Here is a 24,493-nt window from a genome sequence, read left to right on the forward strand (position 1 = left end):
CAGGGGGCAGAGCGCTTGAGTTTATCAACCCTCGCGCAAGACTGTCAGGGGGCTGGCGTTCAAGGCGCGACGCGTACCGAACACACCGGCACCACCGATCAACACGGCGCCGATCAGCGGCAACACCAGCAGCCATGGATGCGGATGCCAGGGCAGGTCGAAGGCGTAGCGGTAGAGCACCAGGCTCACCAGTTCCGACCCCAGTGCCGCCAACAATCCGCTGACCGCGCCGAGCAGGCCGAACTCGATCCGCCGTGCCCTGACCAGCAACTGCCGCTCGGCACCCAACGCTCGCAGCAACGCGCCTTGGCGAATGCGCTCATCGAGGGTCGCCTGCAAACCGGAAAACAACACCGCCATCCCCGCCGCCAGCACAAACAACAGCACGTATTCCACCGCCAGGGTGACCTGAGCGAGGATGCTGCGCAGTTGCTCCAGCAAAGCCTCGACTTGCAGAATGGTCACTGCCGGAAAGCTGCGGGACAGGTCGACGATCTGCTGATCGTGACCGGCCGCCAGATAGAAACTGGTCAGGTAGGTCGCCGGCAAGTCTTTGAGGGTGCCAGGCTGGAAAATCATGAAGAAATTCGGTTGGAAGTTATCCCAGTTAATCTCCCGCAGGCTGGTGACTTTCGCCTCCCGATTGACCCCGCCGACGGTAAACACCAAGTGATCACCGAGCTTGAGTTTAAGGCTTTCGGCGACTTTGCCTTCCACCGAAACACCGGGTATTTCATCCGCGGGTTGCTGATCCCACCAGTTGCCGGCGGTGAGTTTATTGCCCGCCGGCAGGTCTGCCGCCCAGGTCAGGCTCAGGTCGCGTTGAATGGCTCGATCACCGGCCGAATCCTTGCTGACGATGTCCTGCACCGGTTCGCCATTGATGCTGATCAGCCGTCCCGGCACCACCGGGTACAGCGGCGCGGACTGTGCCGACAATTCCATCAATCGATCGGTAAAGGCCTGTTTGTCCGCGGGCAGAATGTTCAGGGCGAAATAGTTCGGGGCATTTTTCGGCAACTGGTTTTTCCAGGTGTCGAGCAGCTCGCCGCGCAGCAAAGCGATCAGCGCCATGGACAGCAGAATCAAACCAAAGGCCAGGGATTGGCCCGCTGCCGCCAGTGGATGGCGCAACAGTTGGCCCAGCCCGAGGCGCCATGGCAATGCGGCGCGCGCCAGCATCCGACGCAGGCTCTTGAGCAGCAGCAATAACAAGCCGCCCAGCACCAGCGCCGCGATCACGCCACCACCGAGCAGGGCGAAGGTCAGCACCAGGTCCAGGCTCAGGCGCCACATGATCAGGCCGAGTGCGCCCAACGCTGCGCCATAGACCATCCAGGTGCTGGACGGAATCGGCAGCATATCGCGACGCAACACGCGCAGCGGTGGTACTCGACCCAACGCAGCCAGCGGCGGCAGGGCGAAACCGGCCAGCGCAACCAACCCTGTGCCGATCCCGGCGATGGCCGGCAGCAGGCCGCCCGGTGGGACATCGGTCGGCAGTAAATCATGCAGCAGCGCAAACAGCCCGAGCTGTGCCAGCCAGCCGAGCAGGGCACCGCTGATGCTGGCGAGCAATCCGAGTACGGTCAGTTGCAGACTGAACAGCACCATGGTTTCCCGACGGGACAGGCCCAGGCAGCGCAGCAATGCACTGGCATCGAATCGGCGAGTTGCGAAGCGCGTCGCCGACAACGCCACTGCCACGCCGGACAGCAGAACCGCCACCAGACTGGCCATGTTCAAATAACGTTCGGCTTTGCCCAGGGCACCGCCGATCTGCCGATTGCCATCGCGAGCATCCTGGATGCGCTGATTGGCGGCCAGGCCGGGTTTGGTCAACTGACGATAGGTTTCCAGCGCCTGGGCGTTGCCGCGCCAGAGTTCGCGGTAACTGACCCGGCTGCCGGGTTGCACCACGCCGGTCGCCTCAAGGTCGCTGAGGTTGATCAGTACCCGCGGCGTCAGGCTGTAGAAGTTGCCGGCGCGATCCGGTTCGTAGGTCAGCACCCGCGCCAGCGTCAGGGTTTTCATGCCGACGTCGATACTGTCGCCGATCTTCAAGTCCAGTGCGGTCAGCAGTCGCGCTTCGACCCAGGCTTCGCCGGGTTTCGGACTGCCTCCGGGTTGTTCCGGCGCGAAGGGCGCGGGGGCGCTTTTCAGTTCGCCGCGCAACGGGTAGACGTCATCGACGGCTTTGATGCTGGACAGCTGAATGCCATTGTCGGTGGCGATGACGCTGGAAAACTCCACCACCTGAGCGTGTACCAGGCCCAGTTCTGTGCCGCTTCTTATTTGTTCCGGGCGCGCCGGTGAGCTGCCTTCGAGCACCAGGTCGGCCCCGAGAAACTCGGTGGCGCGCAGCATCATGGCGCCGTTCAGGCGAGCGCCGAAGTAACCGATAGCGGTACTCGCCGCCACAGCCACCAGCAAGGCGAAAAACAATACCCGCAACTCACCGGCGCGGGCATCGCGCAGCAATTGGCGGATGGCGAGACTGAACAGGCGCAACAGCGGCAGGCGTGCCATCAAGGCTCCAGAGGGGCGACCAACAGGCCGGCTTCAAGTCGGATCAGGCGCCGGCAGCGATGTGCCAGGCGTTCGTCGTGGGTCACCAGCACCAGGGTCGTGCCGCTTTCCTTGTTGAGTTCGAACAGCAGATCGCTGATGCGCTCGCCGGTGTGGCTGTCGAGATTGCCGGTGGGTTCGTCGGCGAACAGCACGTCGGGCTCGGCGGCGAACGCCCGGGCAATCGCCACGCGCTGCTGCTCACCGCCGGAGAGCTGGCGCGGCGAGTGAGTCAGGCGCTGGCCCAGACCGACCCGTTGCAGCAGTTCGGTGGCGCGCTCGCGGGCGTCTTTGCGGCCATCGAGTTCCAGCGGCAGCATGACGTTTTCCAAAGCGTTGAGACTGTCGAGCAGCTGGAATGATTGAAAGACAAACCCCACATGCTCGGCGCGGATGCGCGCGCGTTGATCTTCGTCGAGATTGCTCAGGCCTTGCCCGGCCAGGGTGACTTCGCCGCTGCTCGGCAGGTCGAGGCCGGCAAGCAGGCCGAGGAGGGTGGATTTGCCGGAACCGGAGGCGCCGACGATGGCCAGGCTATCGCCCTTGTTCAGTTCCAGGCTGAGTTCGTGCAGGATAGTCAGTTCACCTTCCGCGCTGGGAACCACTTTGCTGAGGTTCTTCGCGGTGAGAATGCTTGCGCCCATGGAGAATCCGATGCGTGTGTGGTTTTTGAGTGCTGGCCTGGCCTTGATGTGCATGGCCCAGAACGCAGCGGCGGGTACAGTCCTGATCGTTGGCGATAGTATCAGCGCCGGTTTCGGCCTGGATACCCGCTTGGGGTGGGTGTCCCTGCTCGAGCAACGGCTCAAGCGCGAAGGTTTCGACGATAAGGTGGTCAATGCGTCCATCAGCGGCGACACCAGCGCCGGAGGCCGGGCGCGCCTGCCGGCGCTGCTTGCAGAGCATAAGCCGGAACTCGTTATCCTTGAGTTGGGGGGCAACGATGGGTTGCGGGGAATGCTGCCAACGCAATTGCAACAAAATCTTGCGTCGATGATCGAGAGCTCCCGTGTCAGTGGTGCCAAGGTGTTGCTGCTGGGCATGCAATTGCCGCCCAATTACGGCGTCCGCTACTCCCAGGCATTTGCCGAGGTTTTCACCAGGGTGGCCAACGAGAAAAAGATCCCGCTGGTGCCGTTTTTTCTCGAAGGCGTGGGCGGTCATCCAGACCTGATGCAAGGCGACGGTCTGCACCCGGCTGCGGCGGCTCAGGACAAGTTGCTGGAAAATGTCTGGCCGACACTGAAACCGCTGCTTTGACGCTTTTCTAGTGGCGGTGTTTCGGCTAAGGTGGCGCCCCCGATTTGGAGCCCCCGATGCCACGTCCTGCCTGGTCCCTTTTTGCCTACCAACTGATCGAGCCTGACGAACAGCTGGATCTGTTCGCCTGCCAGGAAGTGCGGGTGCATCTGGTGACCCGTCAACTGGAGTTGGGCGGCTCGGCGGACCGGACCTTGTGCGGCAGCCTGCTGCCGGCGCAACCGCGCTGGTCGAGCGTTGACCGTACAGTGTTCCAGGACCAGCGTCTGTGCTCATTGTGCCGGGCCATTCTGGAGTCGCAAAAACGCGGCACCTCACCGATCTGGCCTGAGTTGCGGTTCGAGCTTTAAGACCCTGTGGCGAGGGGCTCCCTCGCCACAGGCAAGCCCCACAACCGCAGGTCTTTACGTCTCCCCGAAATAACGGGAGGCGGTGTACAATCCCGTTTTTATACCCTTGTCGATCATGCGAAGGATTTTCCGGATGTTGCCGCGCTTTCCCGCCGTCACCCGCTGCCTGTCTCTTGCCGCCCTCTGCGTCGCGGGTCCTGTAGCAGCGTTGGAGTTGCCCCTGCCCCCACCCGGTGAAGACATTGTCGGCCAGGTGCAAGTGATCAAGGCCAAGTACGAAGACACCTTCGCCGACCTTGGCACCACCTACGATCTGGGCTATCTGGAAATGGTCGCGGCCAACCCTGGTGTCGATCCATGGTTGCCGGGCGCAGGTACCGAAGTCGTGCTGCCGACGCGCTTCATCCTGCCGCCGGGCCCGCGCGAAGGCATCGTCATCAACCTGGCTGAATACCGTCTCTACTACTACCCGAAAGGGCGGAACGTGGTGTACACCTTCCCGCTGGGTATCGGTCGTGAAGGCTGGGGCTCGCCGATCGCCCACACCAGCATCATCGCCAAGACACCGAACCCGACCTGGACGCCTCCAGCCTCGATCAAGGCCGAGCACGCCGCCGATGGCGATCCACTGCCGAACGTGGTGCCGGCCGGCCCGGACAACCCTCTGGGGCCGTTCAAATTCACGCTGGGCACTCCGGGCTACCTGATCCACGGTTCGAACAAGAAGTTCGGTATCGGCATGCGCACCAGCCACGGTTGCTTCCGCATGTTCAACAACAACGTGTTGGAGATGGCCAGCATGGTGCCGGTAGGGACGTCCGTGCGGATCCTCAACGACCCGTACAAGTTCGGCCTCAGTGGCGGCAAGGTTTATCTGGAAGCGCATACGCCGCTGGACGACAAGGGCAACCCTTCGGTGGTCGACAAGCACACCGCAGTGATCAATGCGATGCTCAAGCGTGAGGACATCACCAACAACTTGCGCATGAACTGGGATGTGGTGCGTGACGTGGTCGCCGCTGAAGATGGCCTGCCGGTGGAAATCGCCGTGCCGAATACCTCGGTACCGATAGTTTCGAGTGCACCGATCGACCCGCAGCAGTAATGCTTTAAAGGAGCCCGCCGACGCAGGTCACGTCGGCGGGTTTTTTATTGTCTGCAGAAACGGCGGGCAATAAAAAAGCCGACCCAAAAAATGGGTCGGCTTGATAACAATCCCGAAGGATTATTACTTGCGGCTAGCTTTGTCCAGCATGCGCAGAGCACGCTCGTTAGCTTCGTCAGCAGTCTGTTGTGCTTTTTGAGCAGCAGCCAGAGCTTCATCAGCTTTACGGTAAGCTTCGTCTGCACGAGCCTGGGAGCGAGCTGCTGCGTCTTCAGTAGCAGTCAGACGTGCTTCGGTTTCTTTCGATACGCTGCTGCAACCGGTAGCCAGAACTGCGGCCAGAGCCAGAGCAGAGAATTTCAGAACGTTGTTCATCGTGTTCCCCTTCAAGGACTTTCTATTAAGTAGCTATCTCCTCAGAGTGAGGAAATAGCCGGCGTACATACTACCCATTACTTGTAGTAAGTAAACTGACGTAGCGCAAGAAGCAAAAAAAATTGTAGGCGTTGATTCTTTTTCGAGCAACTTTTAACTGCGTTGTATAAAAAATATCCAGCTGCAAGGCCCGAGCTGAGCGATCCGCCTGGGAAAAGTTCCCCGTGTCGGTCGCTGTGTTTCGGTCTTGGCTAAAGTCTGTCTAGATGGATTCGTCCATACTTTTGTTCGATTTTTGCGCAGCGGCTCTCATATCTTTATCCATGTTGAGTGACTTTAACAAAGGGTGCTCGTCTTATGTCTCAATGTCCGGCAATGTTCAGGCTCGACCCGGGAAGATCCCGGTCGAGCCGTCCCTGCTCACCCGCAGCTGCACCCGCCTGCCAACACAATGACGAGCGTCCCTTGAGCATTTCTGCCAATGGTGCCTACTATTTGATACGTGCTCGGTTGCGCGAGATTGGTGCAGCTCTTCTCGGTGTCCATTCAGGCACGGGGTGGCGTAGAGGTTCCTTCGCCGGAAAAACATCGGTAAGGTAGGGGTCAGAATTAAAGACCCGCGAGGAGTAGTGATGAGCGAGGCGTTGTCCATCCACCATGACCAGGCTGGTCATCAGTTCGAGACCACTGTGGACGGTTATCGTGCCTACCTGACCTATATGGATCTGGGAAAACAGACCCTGGATATTTATCGCACCTTTGTGCCCAACGCATTGCGTGGTCGCGGTATCGCAGCGGCATTGACCGAGCAGGCACTGCAATACGCTGAGGAAATGGGCTACACAGTCATTCCATCGTGCTCCTACGTGGAGCGTTACATGGAACGTCACCAGCGGCATGCCGCCAAGCTGTGAACAAAACCCACGCATAAAAAAAACGCCAGGTTTAAGCCTGGCGTTTTTTTATGCGTGAAACGACGATCAGCTGCGATTGCGTTTAGGCAGCACATCCTTGAGCTTGGCGTGCATGCTGCGCAAGGTGTTTTCGGTGGCGGTCCAATCGATGCAGGCATCGGTGATCGACACGCCGTATTGCAGGTCGGCGAGGTCTTTCGGGATCGCCTGACAGCCCCAGTTCAGGTGACTTTCGACCATCAGGCCGATGATCGACTGGTTGCCTTCGAGGATCTGGTTGGCGACGTTCTCCATCACCAATGGTTGCAGAGCCGGGTCCTTGTTGGAGTTGGCGTGGCTGCAATCGACCATGATATTCGGCTTGATCTTCGCCTTGTTCAGCGCTTGCTCGCAGAGCGCGACGCTGACCGAATCGTAATTCGGCTTGCCGTTACCACCGCGCAACACCACGTGACCGTAGGCGTTGCCCTTGGTGGTGACGATCGACACGCCACCTTCCTGGTTGATGCCCAGGAAGCGGTGTGGGCTGGAGACCGACTGCAGGGCGTTGATCGCCACGGTCAGGCCGCCATCGGTGCCGTTCTTGAAGCCGACGGCCGAGGACAGGCCGGAAGCCATTTCACGGTGAGTCTGGGACTCGGTGGTGCGTGCACCGATCGCCGACCAGCTGATCAGGTCCTGCAAGTATTGCGGGGAGATCGGGTCGAGGGCTTCGGTCGCGGTTGGCAGGCCCATCTCGGCCAGGTCCAGCAGCAACTGACGACCAATGTGCAAGCCATCCTGAATCTTGAACGAGTCGTCCAGGTACGGGTCGTTGATCAAGCCTTTCCAGCCGACGGTGGTGCGTGGCTTCTCGAAATACACGCGCATGACCAGATACAGGGTATCGGACACTTCGGCTGCGAGCACTTTCAGGCGCTCGGCATATTCGTGGGCAGCCTTGATGTCATGGATCGAGCACGGCCCGATCACGACGAACAGGCGGTGGTCGGTGCCATCAAGAATGTTGCGAATGACTTCGCGGCCCTTGGTGACGGTGCGCAGGGCAGCGTCGCTCAGAGGGATATCACGCTTGAGCTGATCGGGAGTGATCAGGGTCTCGTTGGAGGCGACGTTAAGGTCGTTGATCGGTAAATCAGCCATCGTTTACTCGTCAGGTCACGGGTGCCGGCCGCCAGCGATCCCCGCGCGGCGGAGCACAGCAGATTTAAGCGCGTCGGGGAGCTGAACCTTAGCGCGTTACACCGTGGCTCGACAATGGGCAGACACCGGTTAGGGGGCAGAACGCCCCCTAAACCGGCACTGGCTATGCAAATGCCTTGCGAACCGTGTCGTGGGAGAACTCGTCGGCGTGCTGCTGGACCCATTCGAGAGCGAGGGCCTGAATGTCCTGCAGGTCGTCGTGCGCGTCATGCTGGCGGCGGTAACGTTCGATCTGACACACCTGTTCGCCCATCCTGGCACTGAACAGCATCTGTTCGTCAACAAAGGCGATGCCGACCAGATAGCCACGCTTGCGTCGCAGGCACCAAGCCACATAACCCAGAAAACGCAAGTCCGGGTTCAGGGTCGGCATGCGTATTTCCAGCGCCGTACCGTGGCGCCACGCGCGGTGGTAATTGCAAGCCATGCCGCCGAGGCTGATAGTGTGCAGCTGTTGTCGAGAAATACACTCGTGTTTGAACAACGTTAATTCAACGGGTACATCGTCAGGATGAGGAAGATAACGTCTCATGAACACGGACTCCCTGTGTCGGCCATCTGACATCGTTTCTCCCAGTATAGTGGTCGAATCGGAACTGACCGATTTCGACGCCGACCAACGGTTGCTGGCGATGAACGGCATTTCCCTGGTGATTTTTACCAGCGTCGGTTGTGCCGCTTGTCGTTTTGCCCGTGAGCAATTGCCCTGGTTCGATCTGGCGGTCGATCGACTGTGCTGGATCGATGCCGGGAACAATGGCGGGGTGGTCGAGCGTTATCGGGTCTTTCATTTACCGGCGCTGTTTGTGGTGCGCGACGGTGAGTTCTTCGGGGCGCTACAGTCGCGCCTGACCTGCGCGGCGCTCAACGAAGCCGTGGGTCAGGCGCTGAGTCGACAAGCAGAGGAGTTGCCATGACAGGCAAAAAGGCCAGGCCGACGATCGGCATTATCGGGACCGGCGCGATCGGCGGTTTCTATGGGGTGATGCTGGCGCGTGCCGGCTTCGATGTGCACTTTCTGTTACGCAGTGAGTTCTCGGCGGTAGCCGAGCGCGGCTTGCATCTCGACCATGCGCTGCTGGGTCCGCTGGCTCTGAACCCGGTCCAGGCGTATTCGTCGGCGGCAGACATGCCGCCCTGTGACTGGTTACTCGTGGGCGCCAAGACCACCAGTAACGTGGACCTGGCACCGATCATTATTCAAGCCGCGGCACCCGACGCCAAAGTGCTGTTGCTGCAAAATGGCCTGGACGTCGAAGACAGCCTGCGCGAGTTGCTCCCCGATTCACTGCACCTGCTCGGTGGGCTTTGTCTGATCTGCGTTCATCGCGCCGGCCCTGGCGTGATCACCCATCAGGCGCTCGGTGCGGTAAACGTCGGCTACCACAGCGGCACCGCCGCCGATGAACAGGCGCGCATGAATATCGTCGAGGAGGGCGCCGGGCTGTTTCGCGCTGCCGGCATCGACGCCCAGGCCATGGCGAACCTGTACCAGGCGCGTTGGCAGAAGCTGGTCTGGAATATTCCCTACAACGGTTTGTCGGTTTTGCTCGGGGCCAGCACCACCCCGTTGATGGCGGATGTCGACAGCCGCGCGCTGATTCAGGCCTTGATGGCTGAAGTGGTGCAGGGGGCCAAGGCCTGTGGTCATGAGATACCAACGGGTTACGCCGACTATCTGTTCATGATGACCGAGAAAATGCCCGACTACTGGCCGAGCATGTACCACGATTTTCTGCACAAGCGGCCGCTGGAGCTGGACGCGATCTACACTCGACCCCTGACAGCGGCGAAGGCGGCTGGATGTGAGTTGCCGCGAATCGAGGCCTTGTATCGCAGCTTGAGTTTTATCGACCGACGCAACTGAGTCGGTCAACCTGAAGGGGAAAGGGATGGCAAATGCAATCGACGACAAACTGGTGCTGGCGATTTCTTCGCGGGCGCTGTTCGACTTGAGCGAGAGCCACAAGGTCTATCTGTCGAGCGGCGTCGAGGCCTATCGGCAGTACCAGATCGAACACGAAGACGAAATCCTCGAGCCCGGCGATGCATTCCCGTTGGTGGAAAAACTCCTGAACCTGAACACTCGTCTTGGTCGTGCCCGGGTCGAGGTGATCCTGGTGTCGCGCAACAGCGCCGACACCGGCCTGCGGGTTTTCAACTCGATTCATCACTATGGCCTGGCGATCTCGCGCGCGGCATTTGTCGGTGGGCGCAGTCCTTATCCGTATCTCAAGGCCTTTGGCTGTGACCTGTTTCTTTCAACCCATGCCGAAGACGTGCGCAGTGCGCTGGATGCCGGGTTCGCTGCAGCGACTATTCTCTCGGGCGGTGCCAGTCGCGCCGCCAGCGATGAATTGCGCATTGCTTTTGACGGTGACGCGGTGTTGTTTTCCGATGAGTCGGAGCGGGTCTATCAGTCGGGAGGCCTTGCGGCGTTTCAGGCCAGCGAGCGTGAAGCGGCCCGTGAGCCTTTGCGCGGTGGGCCGTTCAAGGGTTTCCTGGCGGCGCTCAATCTGTTGCAGCGAGAGTTTCCCGATGACGCCTGTCCGATCCGCACCGCGCTGGTGACTGCGCGATCGGCACCGGCCCATGAGCGGGTGATTCGCACCTTGCGCGAATGGGACATCCGTCTGGACGAATCGCTGTTCCTTGGCGGCCTGACCAAATCGGCCTTTCTCGAAGCCTTCGCGGCCGACGTGTTTTTCGACGATCAGGCCGGCCATTGCGAGCTGGCTCGCGAAGTGGTCGCCACCGGTCATGTGCCGCATGGCATCAGTAACGAGCAGAAGGTTTAAGCCCACGGTTCAATGCCTTGCGCCGGACGCCAGGACGCCGCACTCGCCACGGCACTGCTAAGCTGAATCAATCTCCGCCAAGTTGGCATTCAAGGAGGTCACTATGATTCATTCGATGCTGTATGCCACTGACCTTGGTCTGTATGCACCTTTTGTGATGCAGCATGCGTTGGCACTGGCTCGAACATTCAACGCCGATTTGTATGTGGTGCACGCGGTTGAACCCATGGGGTTGTTCGCTGAATCGGTGCTTCAGAGTTACCTCGATGAGCAGGCCTTGAACGAGTTCCACAGTCAGGGGTTGAACACGGTGATCGCCAATATCGAGCAACGAGTGCTCGACAGCTTTCGTGAAGAGCTGGGGGATGAGGGGGGGCAGGATTTGCAACGGATTCGGGCGGTGCGGGTGCTGCAGGGCGATCCGTCGCAGGTGATTCTCGACCAGGCACAGAAACTCTCTGTCGATTTGCTGATCGTAGGAAGTCACAGCCATGGTGCTGGCGCGGAAACGCCATTGGGCAGAACCGCTGCGCGAGTGTTGCAACTGGCCAGGGTGCCGGTCTATCTGGTGCCGCTGATGGAGCGTCGCCGCAAAGGGGATCGCTAGGGCACGAATACTGGCATTTTGACAAAAAAGTTCTAGATTTATTAATCAAACCATTAATATAGTTATATATCTTCGCTGATGCCCGTGGCGTCCACCTGCTTTGAGGGATTCATATGAAGCTTCAACAATTGCGCTACATCTGGGAAGTGGCGCACCACGACCTCAACGTTTCTGCTACCGCCCAAAGCCTCTACACCTCGCAACCGGGCATCAGCAAACAGATCCGTCTGCTGGAAGACGAATTGGGGGTCGAGGTTTTCGCCCGCAGCGGCAAGCATCTGACCCGCGTTACCCCGGCCGGCGAGCGCATCATCACCACCGCCGGCGAAATCCTGCGCAAGGTTGAAAGCATCAAGCAGATCGCCCAGGAGTTCTCCAACGAGAAAAAGGGCACCCTGTCGATCGCCACCACGCACACCCAGGCGCGTTATGCATTGCCGCCGGTGATCAGCAATTTCATCAAGCAATACCCGGACGTCGCCCTGCACATGCACCAGGGGTCGCCGATGCAGATCGCCGAGATGGCCGCTGACGGCACTGTCGACTTCGCCATCGCCACCGAAGCCCTGGAGCTGTTCGGTGACCTGGTGATGATGCCGTGCTACCGCTGGAACCGTTGCGTGGTCGTGCCTCAGGGCCACCCGCTGACCAAGCTGTCGAAGCTGACCCTCGAAGCCCTGGCTGAATACCCGATCGTGACCTACGTGTTCGGTTTCACCGGCCGTTCGAAACTCGATGAAGCCTTCAGCCATCGCGGCCTGACGCCGAAAGTGGTATTCACCGCCGCCGACGCCGACGTGATCAAGACTTACGTTCGCCTGGGTCTGGGCGTGGGGATCGTGGCGAAAATGGCGGTCGACACCAAACTCGATAGCGACCTGGTGGTACTCGATGCCAGCGAGTTGTTCGAATCCAGCATTACCAAAATCGGTTTCCGTCGCGGCACCTTCCTGCGTGGCTTCATGTGCGACTTCATCGAGAAGTTCGCTCCGCACCTGACTCGCGAAGTGATGGCCAAGGCCATTCAGTGCCACAACAAGCAGGAACTGGAAGAGCTGTTCGACGGCGTCGAACTGCCGGTGCATTAATCGTCAATCGTCTTGCCTAGACCACCTCGGTGACAGAAAACTGTTGCCGAGCACCCGCTACCAGAATCTCCACTTCATCCCCTTCGAACTTGCCCAGCAGGCTTTTGCCCAGCGGCGAGCGGGGGGTGATGACGGTAATCGATTGCCCCACCAGATCAACCTTCAATCCCGCCGCGTCGGGGGCCAGGAATAGCCATTGCTCGCGACCTTTTTCGTCTTCCAGACCGAGCAGGGCGCCGACTTCGATACCACGCTGATCGTCATAAGGTCGCAGTGTCAGGTTCTGGCAAAGGGTCAATGACTGCCTGATTTCTTCCACTCGTCTGGCCTGTCCAGCCGCCAGATAAGACGCCTCCAACCCCAGGGTGTCGTATTTGTTTTCGGCGATGTTTTCTTCGTGGGTCGCCGTTTCGTAAGCGGTTTGCGCGGCACGCTCGGCGATATCGAGATCGATCCGCAGCTTGTCGATAATCAGTTGGTGGACAGTTTGTTTGTTCATGATCAATCGCAGAATTGCAGGACGTTGGCGCGGCTTTTTTCGCTCGGCGCGGTCTGATCCTGTTGCAGCCAGAACTGGCATTTTGGATTGGACAGATTGTGTTTGCTGGTTCTGGCCTGCTCCACCATTTGCTGCTGCTCGTTCCTGCGCAGGTGTTCCTCGTACTGGTCGAACATCGGGTTCTGTGGGGCGGGTTGCTCCATCACCGGCGGTTTGGCCAGTTGCTCCACCGCTTGAGCCAAAGGTGCCAATTGCTCGTTGAACAACAAGCGCCAGGCGAGCCAGCAGGTCAGTGCGATCGCGATGAAGCCCAACCACAAACCGAGGGCAATGCTGCCGGTCAGTTGCAGTGCATTAAACTGGATCGGCAAGGGACGGCGCGGGTTGGGACGGTAGGGCATTACTGCCTCCTGGCGGGTGGTCGCGGGCAAGTGGCGATTGTCGCATGAAGATTAATCGCCGTCGGCTCTTCTGCACGGGGTAATTTATGCGGACAATCGGCGCCTTTGCCAACGGGAGCCTGGAATGCTTGAAATGAAAACCCGCTGGGATATTTTTTGCACCGTGGTCGATAACTTCGGCGACATCGGTGTGACCTGGCGCCTGGCCCGACAACTGGTGGCCGAACATTCAGTGGCGGTGCGTCTGTGGGTTGACGACCTGCGGGCCTTCGAGCGTTTATGCCCGGACATTGACATCGATGTTTCGCAGCAGTGGCAGCAGGGTGTCGAGGTACGACAGTGGCCGGCGGACTGGCAACCCACCGAGGCCGCTGATGTCGTGATCGCCGCATTCGCTTGCCAGTTGCCGAGTGCTTACATGGAGGCCATGGCCGAGCGGGAAAAGCCGCCGTTGTGGATGAATCTGGATTATCTGAGTGCCGAAGACTGGGTCGTCGGCTGCCACGGCTTGCCGTCGGTGAAGTACAGGAATGTGCAGAAGTATTTCTTCTTCCCGGGGTTCCGCAACGGCACCGGTGGTTTGCTGCGTGAAAAAGGATTGCTTGAGCGGCGTCGGCAGTTTCAGCAAAGTCCGCAAGCTCAGCGAGAATTCCTGCAAGGCTTGGGGGTTGATCGCGCACCGAATGCACAACTGATTTCGTTGTTTGCCTACGAAAATACCGGCCTGGCCAGTTGGCTCGACACCATGGCCGCCGATTCGACGTCCACTCATCTGCTGGTGCCTGAGGGGCGGATTCTCGGCGATGTCGAACGCTGGCTCGGGGTGGATGGGCTGAAGGCCGGGGCGGTGCATGTGCGCGACGCCTTGACCGTGCAAGTGCTGCCGTTCATCCGACAGGATCAATATGACCTGCTGCTATGGTGCTGCGATTTCAACGCCGTGCGCGGCGAAGATTCCTTTGTCCGCGCCCAATGGGCAGGTCGGCCGCTGCTCTGGCACATCTATCGGCAGGACGAAGACATCCATCTGGACAAGCTCGACGCCTTCCTGGCCCTGTACACCCAAGACCTGTCCGAGCCTGCCCGCGAGGCGATCAGCGGTCTATGGCGGGCGTGGAATGCAGGTGAGACAATGACCGATCACTGGAAATCAACCCGCAAACACTGGCCTGAACTGGAAAAACATGCCGAGACATGGTGTCTGGAACAAGCCTTGCTGGCAGATCTTGCCGCAGCGCTGGTACAGTTTTACCTAAATTGGATATGATACGCGGCCTAGATTTTTGTAAATCCCATCCAAATTCGGATATTCGCAATGAAAACTGGTAAAGAACTTAAACCCGGGATGGTGATCCGTCTCGAAAACGATCCTTGGCTGGTTCAGAAAGCTGAATTCACCAAGTCGGGTCGTAACAGCGCGATCATGAAGACCAAGCTGAAGAACCTGCTGACCGGTTACAAGACCGAGATCGTTTACAGCGCCGACGACAAACTGGACGACGTAATCCTCGACCGTAAAGAAGCGACCCTGTCCTTCATCAGCGGCGACTCCTACACGTTCATGGACACCACTGACTACACCATGTACGAGCTGAACGCTGAAGATATCGAAGCCGTTCTGCCTTTCGTTGAAGAAGGCATGACCGATGTTTGCGAAGCGATCTTCTTCGAAGAGCGTCTGGTTTCCGTAGAGCTGCCGACCACCATCGTGCGCGTAGTTGACTACACCGAAGGTTCGGCTCGCGGCGACACTTCCGGCAAGGTGATGAAGCCTGCCAAGCTGAGCAACGGTACTGAGCTGCAAGTTGCTGACTTCATCGAAATCGGTGACAAGATCGAAATCGATACCCGCGAAGGCGGTTCCTACAAAGGCCGTGCTAAATAAGCACAGCCTCAGGAATGAAAAAGCCCGACCATTGAGTCGGGCTTTTTTGTGCCTGCAAGATCAAAAGATCGCAGCCTCGTTTCACTCGACAGCTCCTACAGGGAATCAATCAAACCTTCGTAGGAGCTGTCGAGTGAAACGAGGCTGCGATCTTTTGCTCAGTGATTAAACGCTAACGTGCAGGCGTACATCGACGTTGCCACGGGTGGCATTGGAGTACGGGCAGACTTGGTGGGCGGCTTCGACCAGGCTCTGTGCATCGGCTTGTTCAAGGCCCGGCAGGCTGATGTGCAGGTCGATGTCCAGACCAAAACCGCCAGGGATCTGACCGATGCCGACATGGGCGGTGATCGAGGCGTCGTCCGGGATTTTACGCTTGGTCTGGCTGGCGACGAATTTCAGCGCGCCGATGAAGCAGGCGGAGTAGCCGGCTGCAAACAGTTGTTCAGGGTTGGTTGCCGCGCCGCCAGCACCACCGAGTTCTTTAGGCGTGGCGAGTTTGACGTCGAGGATGTTGTCACTGGAAATCGCACGACCGTCACGGCCGCCGGTGGAGGTTGCGATTGCGGTGTAGAGAGTTTGCATGGGGTGAGCCTCATTCGGATTCTGAGTATTTAGCGCAATATGTTTGCGCGCTAAGTAAGTGCGAGGTGAATGTAGTCCGCAAATGTTTAGTGTGCAATATAATTTTTCGAAAAAAATTGGCAAGAACCTGCTGGTCAGTGAGTGCGTGGGGTTGAAAGTGCCGAGATAGAAGGTCTAGGTGGGATTGTTCAGCGAAGATTTTTTTCGAGGAGAGGGCTGGCGAGGCGATTTTTGAGCGCTCCACAAAACAAATGTGGGAGCGAGCCTGCTCGCGATAGCTGTGTGTCAGTCAACATCAATGCTGAAAGTCACTCCGCTATCGCGAGCAGGCTCGCTCCCACAAAGGATTGATGGTGTTTTGGAGGTCAGAGGCTGTCTTGCAGATGGCCACGCAACTCTTGAAGATCCGCTTGCAGCTTCTTCAACTGTTCCAGCGTCTGCCCGCTCGCACCGAGGATGCATTGGGGAATGTCGCGGGCCTTGTCTCGCAGCGCACGGCCTTGTTCGGTGAGTTCGACAATCACCACCCGTTCGTCTTCACGACTGCGAGTGCGGCTCAAAAGACCTTCGGCTTCCAGGCGCTTGAGCAAGGGAGTCAGTGATCCAGGATCGGTCAGCAGCCGGGTACTGATTTCGCCGACCGTCAGCCCATCCTTTTCCCACAACACCATCATCGCCAGGTACTGCGGATAGGTCAGGCCCAGCGCTTGTAGCAACGGCTTGTAGACTTTGGTCATCAGCAGCGAGGTGGAATGCAGGGCGAAGCAGACCTGATTGTCCAGCAGCAGGTTGTCGCAGTTGTCCGGGGTGTTGCGCTCGGTGTTCATTTCAAAGCCTTGATCAGTGATCGTCATGAATCTAGCGGGCGAATCTTTAATGCGCCAGATAATTCTGGATTAGTGGCGATCCAGGTTGGTTTGCAGTGCCAGATCCCACGGCGGGATGGGACTGAAACGAGTCTTCAGGTATTCCAGTAACAGTCGGCTGCGCGAACTGGGTTGCTGCTCCAGGCGCAACGCATAAATGCCGGTGCTTTCCGGTTTTGGCAGACCGTTTTCGCAGAACAGTGGCAGCAGTTCGCCACGTAATAAATATTCGCTGGCCAGCCAGGTCGGCAGGTGTGCGATGCCCAGCCCGGCCAGCGCCCCGCAGGCCAGTGCTTCGGCATTGTTGGCGCTCATGCGGATTCGCGCTGGCCGGTGCAAATGCATCTGTCCATCACGCTCGAAACGCCAGGCGAAGGGCGGAGCCAGGCCCTCCCAGTCGAGGCCATCGTGTTCGCTCAACTGCGCCGGGTCGGTCGGCACGCCACGGCGTTGCAAATAATCGGGGCTGGCGCAGGCGATGCGCACCATGCTCGCCAGCGGCGTGGCCACCAGTCGGGTGTCGGCCATTTGCCCGGCACGCAGTACCAGATCGACCTTGCCCAGGTTCGAGCCCTGCATGTCGACAAAGCTGTCGATCAGGTGCAGTTGCACGTCGAGGCCAGGATAAAGCGTCAGGAAATCGGCAATCACCGGCGCCAGGTGTCGTCGTCCAAACGCTGCTGGCGCATCGACCCGAATCAGTCCTTCCGGCGCGCTGCTCAAGGACACCGCTTCTGCCCGGGCCAGGCGCAGTTCAGCGACGATCCGCCGCGCACGCTCGGCAAAGGCCAGGCCGGCCGGGGTGGCGCGCACCGCATGGGTGCTGCGAATGAACAACTGGCTACCGACCGCGCTTTCCAGGCTGTCGATGCGTCGTGCCACCGCCGATGGCGTCAGTGGATGACGGCGGGAGGCGGCGGAAAAACTGCCGCTTTCCAACACGTCCAGAAACAGACCAAGCTGTTCGGTCAACTGATTTGGGTTCATGGTTTTGTTAGCGCTTGTGCGAATTTGGCACAGCCATTGTGCGTTGCTGTGCGTTTCCCCGCCAGAGCGGACTGCGTAGGATGAACAGCCCGACAAAAGGAAAATTGCCTGTGATTGAGTTTGTGATGTATCTGATCTTTGGCGCTGCCCTGGGAACCCTCGGGGGGCTCTTCGGCATTGGTGGTGGCTTGATCGCCATTCCGCTGCTAGGGGTGTTGTTCGGGCTCGATCAACAGATCGCCCAAGGCACGGCGCTGGTGATGGTGGTGCCCAATGTGATGCTGGCGCTGTGGCGCTATCACCAGCGCAATCGCATCGAATTGCGTCATGCGTTGCCACTGGCCTCAATGGGTTTCTGCTTTGCCTGGATCGGTTCGATTTGGGCGGTGGGTATCGACGCTCAGACCATGCGCGTGGGATTCGTCGCATTCCTGATTGCCCTGTCGGCCTACAACCTGGTGCGAATGTTCACCGCCACCCCACCCGCTTCTTCGCAGATGCACTATTCCTGGCCGTGGCTGGGTGTGCTCGGCGCAGCTTCCGGGACGATGGGCGGATTGTTTGGGGTGGGCGGGGCAGTGGTGGCCACGCCGGTGTTGACCAGCCTGTTTGGCACCACTCAAGTGGTTGCCCAAGGTTTGTCGCTGGCCCTGGCGTTGCCAAGTACCGGCGTCACTCTGGTGACCTACGCGGTGCATCATCAGGTGAACTGGACGATCGGCCTACCGTTGGCGATCGGTGGATTGATGAGTATCAGTTGGGGCGTGAGAATTGCCCACGCACTGCCGGAGCGACTCCTGCGTGGGCTGTTCTGTGGTTTTCTGGTGTTCTGCGCGGTCATGCTCGCACTTAAAGTTTGAAACCTTCGACGATGTGCTCGGCCAGGCATTCGGTGATGGGCGAAGGGTTGTTCAGGTTGCGGATCAACATGATGCTGGCTTCCGGCAACAGCGGCAGGTCTTCGTTGGCGCCGAGGATGCGCATGTCCGGTGTGATCAGGCTTTCCAGCTGCGCGGTGATCGCCAGACCCGCGCTGACCACGGCCATCAACGCCGACAGGCTGGAGCTGTTGTAGGCAATGCGGTAATCGCGGCCCATGGCATCCAGGGCATTGCACGCCCAGAGGCGGCAGAAGCAATCACTGTTGAACATCGCCAGCGGCAGCGGCGTCTGTTCGTGGGCGCTGAAGCATTGGGCTTCGGCCCAGACAAAACGCTCCTTGCGCAACAATTGGCCAATCTCGTTACCCGGCTCTCGGGTGACGATGGACAGGTCCAGGTCCTGGCGCTGCAACAGTTGCCGGGTCGATTCGCAGTGAACCTCGATCTGGATCAGCGGGTAGAACTGCGCGAAGCGCGACAGGATGCCCGGCAGAAAGCGCATGACGTAATCATCGGGCGTACCGATGCGCACCGTGCCGACCATGTGTGGCTCGCGCAGGGTATTGAAGACTTCGCTGTGGAGTTTGAGGATGCGTCGCGCATAGCCCAGCAATACCTGGCCTTCGGCGGTCAGCTTGACCTGGCGCCCGTCGCGTTCGAACAGTTGGCGCTGCAACACGTCCTCTTCCAGGCGTTTCATCTGCATGCTCACCGCCGACTGGGTGCGGTTGACCATTTCACCGGCGCGGGTAAAACCGCCCTGATCGGCGATCGCGACGAAAGTGCGCAGTACATCGGTGTCGATACTGGGGTAGGCGGACATTCATCAATCTCCGAGATGTATGCCATCAGAAACATTCGTTGGATTGATCTTATCGCTGACGCGAGACTTGAGCCATCCCAAAAGGAGGGCAATACGATGAAAGGTCATAACGAGCATGTAACGGAACAAAAATTTTCAATCCACGCGGTATCCGATCTGCTGCACAAGTTTAGTCGCTGGTACGAACTTCACCGCGAACGTGAAATGTTGGCGAGCTTGAGCGACGAAGCACTGAAGGATATCGGCGTGAGCCGTGCGGATGTGGAGCATGAGACGGTAAGACCGTTCTGGGATGATCCGATGCATAAATGATGATGCCATCGCTACACAAACCGCTTGTGGGTGAGGTAGGTTGCGAGCAGACAAGGAGATGCTCATGCCCGCCACACTGTCCTTTTCCCTTAAACAGGCTCGGCGTCTGGCGCTGGCCGCCCAAGGATTCAACGGGCGCCAGCCGCCAGCGGCGATCAAAGCGGTTCAGCTCAACCGGCTGATCGAACGCCTGGGGATTCTGCAGATCGATTCGGTCAATGCGTTAGTGCGTTCGCACTACCTTCCCTTGTTTTCCCGTCTTGGCAATTACTCATCCGACTTGCTTGATCAGGCTGCCTGGAGTCAGGGTCGTCGACGCACGTTATTCGAGTATTGGGGCCACGAAGCGTCGCTGCTGCCCTTGTCGATGTACCCCCTGATGCGCTGGCGGATGCAGCGCGCGACCCGTGGCGAATACATCTATCAGCAACTGGCGCGCTTCGGTCGTGAGCAGCAAGACACGATTCGCCGCGTTCTGGCGTCGGTTCAGGAACTCGGTGCGCTGGGTGCCGGCAGTTTGTCGACCCGTCAGGAACGGGCAGGACCGTGGTGGGACTGGAGCGCGGAAAAACATGCACTGGAATGGTTGTTCGCTGCCGGTGAAGTGACCGTGGCCGGTCGGCGCGGGTTCGAACGGCTTTATGATTTGCCAGAGCGGGTGATTCCTTCGGCAATACTTCAACAGCCCTTGCTCAGCGAGGCCGAGGCTCAGCGCGGACTGTTATTGCACGCCGCCTCGGCTTTGGGCGTCGGCACGGAAAAGGACCTGCGGGACTATTTTCGCTTGAACCCTGCCGATAGCCGACCGCGTCTGGCGGAGCTGGTCGAGGAGGGTGGTCTGTTGGTGTGTGAGGTTGAAGGCTGGCGGCAACCGGCCTATTGCCTGCCATCGCCGAAAGTCCCCCGCAAGGTCGAGGCCAGTGCGCTGCTTTCACCGTTTGATTCGCTGATCTGGGAACGCAGCCGTACCGAGCGATTGTTCGATTTCCGTTATCGGCTGGAGATTTATACGCCGCAGCACAAGCGCGTCTATGGCTATTACGTACTGCCGTTTTTGCACCATGAACGGATTGCCGCACGGGTCGACTTGCGCGCCGAGCGAGCGTTGGGTCGGCTGGCGGTGCACGCCGTGCATGAGGAGGCGCCGGGGCTGGATGAGGCGGGGATGCTGGCGTTGGCGGTCAATCTGCGGCAGATGGCCGATTGGTTGGGGCTGGCGCAGGTTCAGTTGAATTGCCCGCGGGCGAGTGCGGCGCGGTTGCGGGTGGCATTGGCTCAATTCAGTGTTGTTTGAACTGGCGCCATCGCGAGCAGGCTCGCTCCCACAGGTACAGCGCAATCCTGTGGGAGCGAGCCTGCTCGCGATGGGTTCAATGCGGTTTAGCGCCGAACCTGCTTCAGGGTTTCAGCAATCAAAAACGCCAATTCCAGCGACTGATCGGCATTCATCCGTGGATCGCAGTGGGTGTGGTAGCGATCCGACAACCCGTCCTCGGTAATCGGCCGTGCGCCGCCGATGCATTCGGTGACATTCTGCCCGGTCATTTCGATGTGGATGCCACCGGCATAACTGCCTTCCGCCTCGTGAACCTGGAAGAACTGCTTCACCTCGCCAAGGATCTGTGCGAAGTCGCGGGTCTTGTAGCCGCTGCTGGCCTTGATGGTATTGCCGTGCATCGGGTCGGAGCTCCAAAGCACCTGCTTGCCTTCGCGCTGCACCGCGCGGATCAGCTGTGGCAGGTGATCGCCGACCTTGTTCGCGCCCATCCGCGCAATCAGGTTCAGGCGACCCGGGTCGTTGTCCGGGTTGAGCACATCGATCAGGCGAATCAGGTCTTCAGGGTTCATGCTCGGGCCGACCTTCACGCCGATCGGGTTGTGCACCCCGCGCAGGAATTCGACATGAGCACCGTCCAGTTGACGGGTGCGGTCGCCAATCCACAGCATGTGGGCCGAGCAGTCGTAGTAGTCGTTGGTCAGGCTGTCGCGACGCACGAAGGCTTCTTCGTAGTTCAGCAGCAGCGCTTCATGGGCGGTGAAGAAACTGGTTTCGCGCAGTTGCGGCGAGCTGTCCATGCCGCAGGCGCGCATGAAGGCCAGGGTTTCATCGATGCGATCAGCCAGGTGGCTGTACTTCTCGGCCAGCGCCGAGTTGGCGATGAAGTCCAGGTTCCACTTGTGTACCTGATGCAGGTCGGCGAAACCGCCCTGGGCGAAGGCGCGCAACAGGTTAAGGGTCGCAGTGGACTGATGGTAGGACTGCAGCAGGCGATCCGGGTCCGGTACGCGGCTTTTTTCGTCGAAACCAATACCATTGACGATGTCGCCACGGTAGGCCGGCAGCGTCACGCCGTTGATGGTTTCATCGTTGGCCGAACGGGGTTTGGCGAACTGGCCGGCCATGCGTCCGACCTTGACCACCGGGCAACCGGCGGCGAAGGTCATGACGATCGCCATTTGCAGCAACACTTTAAACGTGTCGCGAATTTTCGCGGCGGAAAACTCGGCAAAGCTTTCAGCGCAATCGCCGCCCTGCAACAGAAACGCCCGGCCCTGGGTCACTTCGGCAAACTGACGGCGCAACTCCCGGGCTTCGCCGGCAAACACCAGCGGCGGATAGCTCGCCAGGGTTTGCTCGACGTGCAGCAAATGCGCCGCGTCGGGATATTGAGGTTGTTGCTGGATCGGCAGGGCGCGCCAGCTGTCAGGGCTCCAGGGTTGGCTCATTGCAGTCTCTAGTGTTTTACGCTCGGACGGTTATGTTATCAGCAATTAGTGCGTGACCTGTTCCCGTTGCTTCGCGGACAATCGCGCCTTTGCCGCGCCACCCACGCGGTCTTATTGCGTTACCGGGTCACGGTGACGATCAGGAGACGAAATGACTGAGGAGCGCGTCGAGCATCTGCTCGCCGAGGTACAGGATGAGTTCGGCGTGATTCGCGTGCTGGAAGTGGCCGATTACCGTTTCCTGGAGTTCGGTGATGCCATCGAACAGAGCTGCGTGTTCACCGCTGACCCGAGCTGGCTCGAATACGATTACACCCGCGCGATGCTGATCGGCGCGCTGTGCCACGAACAACCGGAAAGCGCGCTGTTCCTCGGCCTCGGCGCCGGGACGCTGACCCAGGCTTGCCTGAAATTCCTGCCGCTGGAGGACGTCGAAGCCATTGAGCTGCGCCCCGACGTGCCGCGCCTGGCCATCGAGTATCTGGGGCTCGATGATGATCCGCGGCTGTACATTCGCGTCGGCGATGCTTTGGAATTGCTCGATACGGCTGAACCGGCCGATCTGATTTTCGTCGACCTCTATACCGATGTCGGGCCAGGTGTCGGGCATCTGGCCTGGAGTTTTCTGGAAAACTGTCAGAAACGGTTGAATCCGGGGGGCTGGCTGGTGATCAACCAGTGGGCCACCGACGACGGCAAGCCGTTGGGGGCAGCATTGTTGCGCGGCCTTTATCACCGCCATTACTGGGAACTGCCGGTGAAGGAGGGCAACGTGATTCTGATCGTGCCATCCGAGCTGGATCAGGAACTGGATAGCGATGGGCTGATCGCGCGCGCTGAAGGTCTGGCACCGCGATTGGGGTATTCGTTGCAGTCGTTGATCAAGGCGATTCGGCCGGCAACTTGAAGGCCTGACCGATTTTGCGAATGGAATCCGTGTAGGAGCTGCCGAAGGCTGCGATCTTTTGATTTTGATCTTCCGGGGTCCTTGAATGCGCTGAAAATCAAGATCAAAAGATCGCAGCCTTCGGCAGCTCCTACAGGGTGATTGTTGTATCAACAGGTGTCAGCAGCCTTTGAAGACGCCCGGCCGTTTCTCGATCATCGACCGCACACCCTCCCTGGCATCCTCGCTGTTCAGCAATGTCTTCACCAGCGCCGGCAAGGCCTGAGCTGCTGCCATTTCACCCTCATAGCGCGCCTGCCGGGCAGACATCAGAGTCGCCTGAACCCCCAGCGGTGCCTGCCGGGCAATCCGCTCCGCCAATTCAATTGCCCGTGGCAGCAAGTCCTCGCTGGCCATGACCTCCTGCACTAACCCCAGATGCAAGGCGTCATGAGCGTCGAACTCATCGCCGGTGAGCAGCCAGCGCATGGCATTGCCCCAACCGGCGACCTGATGCAGGCGCAAGGTGGCGCCGCCGAACGGGAAGATCCCGCGCTGCACTTCCTTCTGGGCAAAACGGGTGTTGCTGGCGCACAGGTTGATGTCGGCGGCCAGCATCAACTCGATGCCCACGGTCAGGCAGTAACCTTGCGCGGCGACAATCACCGGTTTAGTGACCCTGGGGCCGGCGAACACGCCCCATGGATCGCAACCACCGGGGGGTGCCTGCCAGCCTTCGGCCAGGGCCGCGCTGGCACTGATCAGATCGAGCCCGGCGGTGAAATGCTCGCCATGCCCGAACACCACCGCTACGCGCGCCTCGCTGTCAGCCTCGAACTCGCCATAGGCCAGGCTGAGTTCGTTGAGCAGCTCAAGATCGAAGGCATTGCGTTTGGCCACCCGATCCAGGCCGATCATCAGGACATGGCCGTTCCGTTCACGGGTTACACGACTGGGGCTGGGCTGATTCATGGAGCATTTCCTCGGGCGGGAAGGGTGTGTCAGACCAGAGGTCTGCGTCCCCAGGGTGAACCGTTTTAGCGTCGTCGCCAGCAGGGCCGGGCCTTTGCAAAATAGACTGTCGCACAATTATCCGCAAAGCCCGTGACAGAACGGCGTACGCCGGTTTTTTCCGATAAAAAAAGCTCCCTTTTCGGGCGAATTCCGGTATAGTGCGCGCCGGCCTTTAACCGGGCCGCGTTTAGGTAGCGCAATTCCCCGAAGCCAGCTTCGGCTGCATGTCCGCACAGCGGACTCTTCCTTGACGAATCTTTTTCATTCATTCGTTTTCGCAAATCCCCGCCGACAAAGCAGCCAGGGCGACTCTTGAGTCTTACACGGCATGCGCAGCTTTGGAGCATGGGTCTTTGCGG

28 protein-coding genes are annotated in these 24,493 nt (G+C 59.4%); 15 read left to right on the forward strand and 13 right to left on the reverse strand.

From position 1 onward, the window contains the following. Positions 1-24: 24 nt before the first annotated feature. Together KGB14_RS01490 and KGB14_RS01495 are read right to left on the reverse strand one after the other, a co-directional pair. Positions 25-2,529: an ABC transporter permease gene (locus tag KGB14_RS01490; protein ID WP_223483781.1), complete on the reverse strand. Its 2,505-nt coding sequence runs from the start codon at positions 2,527-2,529 to the stop codon at positions 25-27. Next, complete coding sequence (locus KGB14_RS01495) at positions 2,529-3,212, reverse strand: ABC transporter ATP-binding protein (RefSeq protein ID WP_223483782.1); 684 nt, start codon at positions 3,210-3,212, stop codon at positions 2,529-2,531. The genes KGB14_RS01490 and KGB14_RS01495 overlap by 1 nt, the downstream gene beginning before the upstream one ends. Positions 3,213-3,222: 10 nt before the next feature. Between KGB14_RS01495 and KGB14_RS01500 the strand changes: the two genes are divergently transcribed. The 3 genes from KGB14_RS01500 to KGB14_RS01510 all read left to right on the forward strand — a co-directional run bounded on the left by KGB14_RS01500 (position 3,223) and on the right by KGB14_RS01510 (position 5,283). Continuing rightward, positions 3,223-3,828: an arylesterase gene (locus tag KGB14_RS01500; protein ID WP_223483783.1), complete on the forward strand. Its 606-nt coding sequence runs from the start codon at positions 3,223-3,225 to the stop codon at positions 3,826-3,828. A 56-nt stretch (positions 3,829-3,884) separates the two neighbouring features. Further along, positions 3,885-4,178, forward strand: a complete 294-nt coding sequence (locus KGB14_RS01505; protein ID WP_007899882.1) for a hypothetical protein — start codon at positions 3,885-3,887, stop codon at positions 4,176-4,178. Positions 4,179-4,311: 133 nt separating this feature from the next. Beyond that, positions 4,312-5,283: a L,D-transpeptidase family protein gene (locus KGB14_RS01510; RefSeq protein ID WP_223483784.1), complete on the forward strand. Its 972-nt coding sequence runs from the start codon at positions 4,312-4,314 to the stop codon at positions 5,281-5,283. 123 nt (positions 5,284-5,406) lie between these two features. Here KGB14_RS01510 and oprI read toward each other — a convergent pair whose 3' ends face one another. Further along, positions 5,407-5,658, reverse strand: coding sequence for an outer membrane lipoprotei OprI (oprI, locus tag KGB14_RS01515; protein ID WP_002553018.1), 252 nt, complete (start codon positions 5,656-5,658; stop codon positions 5,407-5,409). Positions 5,659-6,290: 632 nt separating this feature from the next. On the opposite strand from oprI, the gene KGB14_RS01520 reads away from it, so the two are divergent. After that, positions 6,291-6,572: a GNAT family N-acetyltransferase gene (locus tag KGB14_RS01520; protein ID WP_030132333.1), complete on the forward strand. Its 282-nt coding sequence runs from the start codon at positions 6,291-6,293 to the stop codon at positions 6,570-6,572. Positions 6,573-6,638: 66 nt separating this feature from the next. Here KGB14_RS01520 and KGB14_RS01525 read toward each other — a convergent pair whose 3' ends face one another. After that, complete coding sequence (locus KGB14_RS01525) at positions 6,639-7,715, reverse strand: 3-deoxy-7-phosphoheptulonate synthase (RefSeq protein WP_038982203.1); 1,077 nt, start codon at positions 7,713-7,715, stop codon at positions 6,639-6,641. Between the two features lie 163 nt (positions 7,716-7,878). Continuing rightward, complete coding sequence (locus KGB14_RS01530; protein ID WP_052964035.1) at positions 7,879-8,307, reverse strand: PilZ domain-containing protein; 429 nt, start codon at positions 8,305-8,307, stop codon at positions 7,879-7,881. Between KGB14_RS01530 and KGB14_RS01535 the strand changes: the two genes are divergently transcribed. The 5 genes from KGB14_RS01535 to cysB all read left to right on the forward strand — a co-directional run bounded on the left by KGB14_RS01535 (position 8,306) and on the right by cysB (position 12,268). Then, positions 8,306-8,692 (forward strand): thioredoxin family protein, encoded by a 387-nt coding sequence (locus KGB14_RS01535; RefSeq protein ID WP_223483785.1) that lies wholly within the window; start codon positions 8,306-8,308, stop codon positions 8,690-8,692. The genes KGB14_RS01530 and KGB14_RS01535 overlap by 2 nt on opposite strands. Next, entirely contained in the window at positions 8,689-9,642 is a 954-nt protein-coding gene (locus KGB14_RS01540) for a putative 2-dehydropantoate 2-reductase (protein ID WP_223483786.1), read from the forward strand. Before KGB14_RS01535 ends, KGB14_RS01540 begins: the two co-directional genes overlap by 4 nt. A gap of 25 nt (positions 9,643-9,667) precedes the next feature. Further along, a complete protein-coding gene (locus tag KGB14_RS01545; RefSeq protein ID WP_223483787.1) occupies positions 9,668-10,573 on the forward strand; it encodes a 5'-nucleotidase in 906 nt (301 codons plus the stop codon). A gap of 103 nt (positions 10,574-10,676) precedes the next feature. After that, complete coding sequence (locus tag KGB14_RS01550; RefSeq protein WP_223483788.1) at positions 10,677-11,180, forward strand: universal stress protein; 504 nt, start codon at positions 10,677-10,679, stop codon at positions 11,178-11,180. 113 nt (positions 11,181-11,293) lie between these two features. Then, entirely contained in the window at positions 11,294-12,268 is a 975-nt protein-coding gene (gene cysB / locus KGB14_RS01555; protein ID WP_007899921.1) for an HTH-type transcriptional regulator CysB, read from the forward strand. Positions 12,269-12,284: 16 nt separating this feature from the next. Here cysB and KGB14_RS01560 read toward each other — a convergent pair whose 3' ends face one another. After that, complete coding sequence (locus KGB14_RS01560; RefSeq protein WP_223483789.1) at positions 12,285-12,767, reverse strand: transcription elongation factor GreAB; 483 nt, start codon at positions 12,765-12,767, stop codon at positions 12,285-12,287. A gap of 2 nt (positions 12,768-12,769) precedes the next feature. Continuing rightward, positions 12,770-13,168: a hypothetical protein gene (locus tag KGB14_RS01565; RefSeq protein ID WP_223483790.1), complete on the reverse strand. Its 399-nt coding sequence runs from the start codon at positions 13,166-13,168 to the stop codon at positions 12,770-12,772. Positions 13,169-13,292: 124 nt separating this feature from the next. On the opposite strand from KGB14_RS01565, the gene earP reads away from it, so the two are divergent. Further along, a complete protein-coding gene (gene earP, locus KGB14_RS01570; RefSeq protein WP_223483791.1) occupies positions 13,293-14,435 on the forward strand; it encodes an elongation factor P maturation arginine rhamnosyltransferase EarP in 1,143 nt (380 codons plus the stop codon). Between the two features lie 48 nt (positions 14,436-14,483). Then, positions 14,484-15,053 (forward strand): elongation factor P, encoded by a 570-nt coding sequence (locus KGB14_RS01575; protein WP_223483792.1) that lies wholly within the window; start codon positions 14,484-14,486, stop codon positions 15,051-15,053. A gap of 165 nt (positions 15,054-15,218) precedes the next feature. On the opposite strand, the gene KGB14_RS01580 is transcribed toward KGB14_RS01575, so the two are convergent. The 3 genes from KGB14_RS01580 to KGB14_RS01590 form a co-directional block, all read right to left on the reverse strand. Next, positions 15,219-15,638 (reverse strand): organic hydroperoxide resistance protein, encoded by a 420-nt coding sequence (locus KGB14_RS01580; RefSeq protein WP_223483793.1) that lies wholly within the window; start codon positions 15,636-15,638, stop codon positions 15,219-15,221. A 365-nt stretch (positions 15,639-16,003) separates the two neighbouring features. After that, a complete protein-coding gene (locus KGB14_RS01585; protein ID WP_223483870.1) occupies positions 16,004-16,465 on the reverse strand; it encodes a MarR family winged helix-turn-helix transcriptional regulator in 462 nt (153 codons plus the stop codon). Positions 16,466-16,534: 69 nt separating this feature from the next. Then, a complete protein-coding gene (locus KGB14_RS01590) occupies positions 16,535-17,491 on the reverse strand; it encodes a LysR family transcriptional regulator (protein ID WP_223483794.1) in 957 nt (318 codons plus the stop codon). 125 nt (positions 17,492-17,616) lie between these two features. Between KGB14_RS01590 and KGB14_RS01595 the strand changes: the two genes are divergently transcribed. Beyond that, positions 17,617-18,351, forward strand: coding sequence for a sulfite exporter TauE/SafE family protein (locus KGB14_RS01595; RefSeq protein WP_223483795.1), 735 nt, complete (start codon positions 17,617-17,619; stop codon positions 18,349-18,351). Here the strand turns inward: KGB14_RS01595 and KGB14_RS01600 are convergent. After that, positions 18,341-19,195, reverse strand: a complete 855-nt coding sequence (locus KGB14_RS01600; protein ID WP_007899911.1) for a LysR substrate-binding domain-containing protein — start codon at positions 19,193-19,195, stop codon at positions 18,341-18,343. The genes KGB14_RS01595 and KGB14_RS01600 overlap by 11 nt on opposite strands. Positions 19,196-19,291: 96 nt before the next feature. Between KGB14_RS01600 and KGB14_RS01605 the strand changes: the two genes are divergently transcribed. Together KGB14_RS01605 and KGB14_RS01610 are read left to right on the forward strand one after the other, a co-directional pair. After that, the gene (locus KGB14_RS01605) at positions 19,292-19,507 is read left to right on the forward strand and encodes a DUF1127 domain-containing protein (protein WP_032835366.1); all 216 of its coding nucleotides are present in this window, start codon (positions 19,292-19,294) and stop codon (positions 19,505-19,507) included. 64 nt (positions 19,508-19,571) lie between these two features. Further along, positions 19,572-20,801 (forward strand): winged helix-turn-helix domain-containing protein, encoded by a 1,230-nt coding sequence (locus KGB14_RS01610; RefSeq protein ID WP_223483796.1) that lies wholly within the window; start codon positions 19,572-19,574, stop codon positions 20,799-20,801. Between the two features lie 86 nt (positions 20,802-20,887). On the opposite strand, the gene KGB14_RS01615 is transcribed toward KGB14_RS01610, so the two are convergent. Further along, positions 20,888-22,234 (reverse strand): class II 3-deoxy-7-phosphoheptulonate synthase, encoded by a 1,347-nt coding sequence (locus tag KGB14_RS01615; protein ID WP_007899909.1) that lies wholly within the window; start codon positions 22,232-22,234, stop codon positions 20,888-20,890. Positions 22,235-22,385: 151 nt separating this feature from the next. On the opposite strand from KGB14_RS01615, the gene KGB14_RS01620 reads away from it, so the two are divergent. Continuing rightward, complete coding sequence (locus KGB14_RS01620; RefSeq protein WP_223483797.1) at positions 22,386-23,141, forward strand: spermidine synthase; 756 nt, start codon at positions 22,386-22,388, stop codon at positions 23,139-23,141. A 159-nt stretch (positions 23,142-23,300) separates the two neighbouring features. Here KGB14_RS01620 and KGB14_RS01625 read toward each other — a convergent pair whose 3' ends face one another. Further along, positions 23,301-24,092 carry a crotonase/enoyl-CoA hydratase family protein gene (locus KGB14_RS01625; protein ID WP_223483798.1) on the reverse strand — a complete coding sequence of 264 codons (792 nt, stop codon included), beginning with the start codon at positions 24,090-24,092 and terminating at the stop codon, positions 23,301-23,303. Positions 24,093-24,493 lie beyond the last annotated feature (401 nt).

The organism is Pseudomonas sp. A-RE-19 (assembly GCF_019956555.1).
Classification (GTDB): domain Bacteria; phylum Pseudomonadota; class Gammaproteobacteria; order Pseudomonadales; family Pseudomonadaceae; genus Aquipseudomonas.

Bases quoted from the DNA above. Each gene is read 5' to 3' on its own strand.
- KGB14_RS01490 (WP_223483781.1), bottom strand. From the start codon at position 2,529: ATGGCACGCCTGCCGCTGTTGCGCCTGTTCAGTCTCGCCATCCGCCAA.
- KGB14_RS01495 (WP_223483782.1), bottom strand. From the start codon at position 3,212: ATGGGCGCAAGCATTCTCACCGCGAAGAACCTCAGCAAAGTGGTTCCC.
- KGB14_RS01500 (WP_223483783.1), top strand. From the start codon at position 3,223: ATGCGTGTGTGGTTTTTGAGTGCTGGCCTGGCCTTGATGTGCATGGCC.
- KGB14_RS01505 (WP_007899882.1), top strand. From the start codon at position 3,885: ATGCCACGTCCTGCCTGGTCCCTTTTTGCCTACCAACTGATCGAGCCT.
- KGB14_RS01510 (WP_223483784.1), top strand. From the start codon at position 4,312: ATGTTGCCGCGCTTTCCCGCCGTCACCCGCTGCCTGTCTCTTGCCGCC.
- oprI (WP_002553018.1), bottom strand. From the start codon at position 5,658: ATGAACAACGTTCTGAAATTCTCTGCTCTGGCTCTGGCCGCAGTTCTG.
- KGB14_RS01520 (WP_030132333.1), top strand. From the start codon at position 6,291: ATGAGCGAGGCGTTGTCCATCCACCATGACCAGGCTGGTCATCAGTTC.
- KGB14_RS01525 (WP_038982203.1), bottom strand. From the start codon at position 7,715: ATGGCTGATTTACCGATCAACGACCTTAACGTCGCCTCCAACGAGACC.
- KGB14_RS01535 (WP_223483785.1), top strand. From the start codon at position 8,306: ATGAACACGGACTCCCTGTGTCGGCCATCTGACATCGTTTCTCCCAGT.
- KGB14_RS01530 (WP_052964035.1), bottom strand. From the start codon at position 8,307: ATGAGACGTTATCTTCCTCATCCTGACGATGTACCCGTTGAATTAACG.
- KGB14_RS01540 (WP_223483786.1), top strand. From the start codon at position 8,689: ATGACAGGCAAAAAGGCCAGGCCGACGATCGGCATTATCGGGACCGGC.
- KGB14_RS01545 (WP_223483787.1), top strand. From the start codon at position 9,668: ATGGCAAATGCAATCGACGACAAACTGGTGCTGGCGATTTCTTCGCGG.
- KGB14_RS01550 (WP_223483788.1), top strand. From the start codon at position 10,677: ATGATTCATTCGATGCTGTATGCCACTGACCTTGGTCTGTATGCACCT.
- cysB (WP_007899921.1), top strand. From the start codon at position 11,294: ATGAAGCTTCAACAATTGCGCTACATCTGGGAAGTGGCGCACCACGAC.
- KGB14_RS01560 (WP_223483789.1), bottom strand. From the start codon at position 12,767: ATGAACAAACAAACTGTCCACCAACTGATTATCGACAAGCTGCGGATC.
- KGB14_RS01565 (WP_223483790.1), bottom strand. From the start codon at position 13,168: ATGCCCTACCGTCCCAACCCGCGCCGTCCCTTGCCGATCCAGTTTAAT.
- earP (WP_223483791.1), top strand. From the start codon at position 13,293: ATGCTTGAAATGAAAACCCGCTGGGATATTTTTTGCACCGTGGTCGAT.
- KGB14_RS01575 (WP_223483792.1), top strand. From the start codon at position 14,484: ATGAAAACTGGTAAAGAACTTAAACCCGGGATGGTGATCCGTCTCGAA.
- KGB14_RS01580 (WP_223483793.1), bottom strand. From the start codon at position 15,638: ATGCAAACTCTCTACACCGCAATCGCAACCTCCACCGGCGGCCGTGAC.
- KGB14_RS01585 (WP_223483870.1), bottom strand. From the start codon at position 16,465: ATGAACACCGAGCGCAACACCCCGGACAACTGCGACAACCTGCTGCTG.
- KGB14_RS01590 (WP_223483794.1), bottom strand. From the start codon at position 17,491: ATGAACCCAAATCAGTTGACCGAACAGCTTGGTCTGTTTCTGGACGTG.
- KGB14_RS01595 (WP_223483795.1), top strand. From the start codon at position 17,617: ATGTATCTGATCTTTGGCGCTGCCCTGGGAACCCTCGGGGGGCTCTTC.
- KGB14_RS01600 (WP_007899911.1), bottom strand. From the start codon at position 19,195: ATGTCCGCCTACCCCAGTATCGACACCGATGTACTGCGCACTTTCGTC.
- KGB14_RS01605 (WP_032835366.1), top strand. From the start codon at position 19,292: ATGAAAGGTCATAACGAGCATGTAACGGAACAAAAATTTTCAATCCAC.
- KGB14_RS01610 (WP_223483796.1), top strand. From the start codon at position 19,572: ATGCCCGCCACACTGTCCTTTTCCCTTAAACAGGCTCGGCGTCTGGCG.
- KGB14_RS01615 (WP_007899909.1), bottom strand. From the start codon at position 22,234: ATGAGCCAACCCTGGAGCCCTGACAGCTGGCGCGCCCTGCCGATCCAG.
- KGB14_RS01620 (WP_223483797.1), top strand. From the start codon at position 22,386: ATGACTGAGGAGCGCGTCGAGCATCTGCTCGCCGAGGTACAGGATGAG.
- KGB14_RS01625 (WP_223483798.1), bottom strand. From the start codon at position 24,092: ATGAATCAGCCCAGCCCCAGTCGTGTAACCCGTGAACGGAACGGCCAT.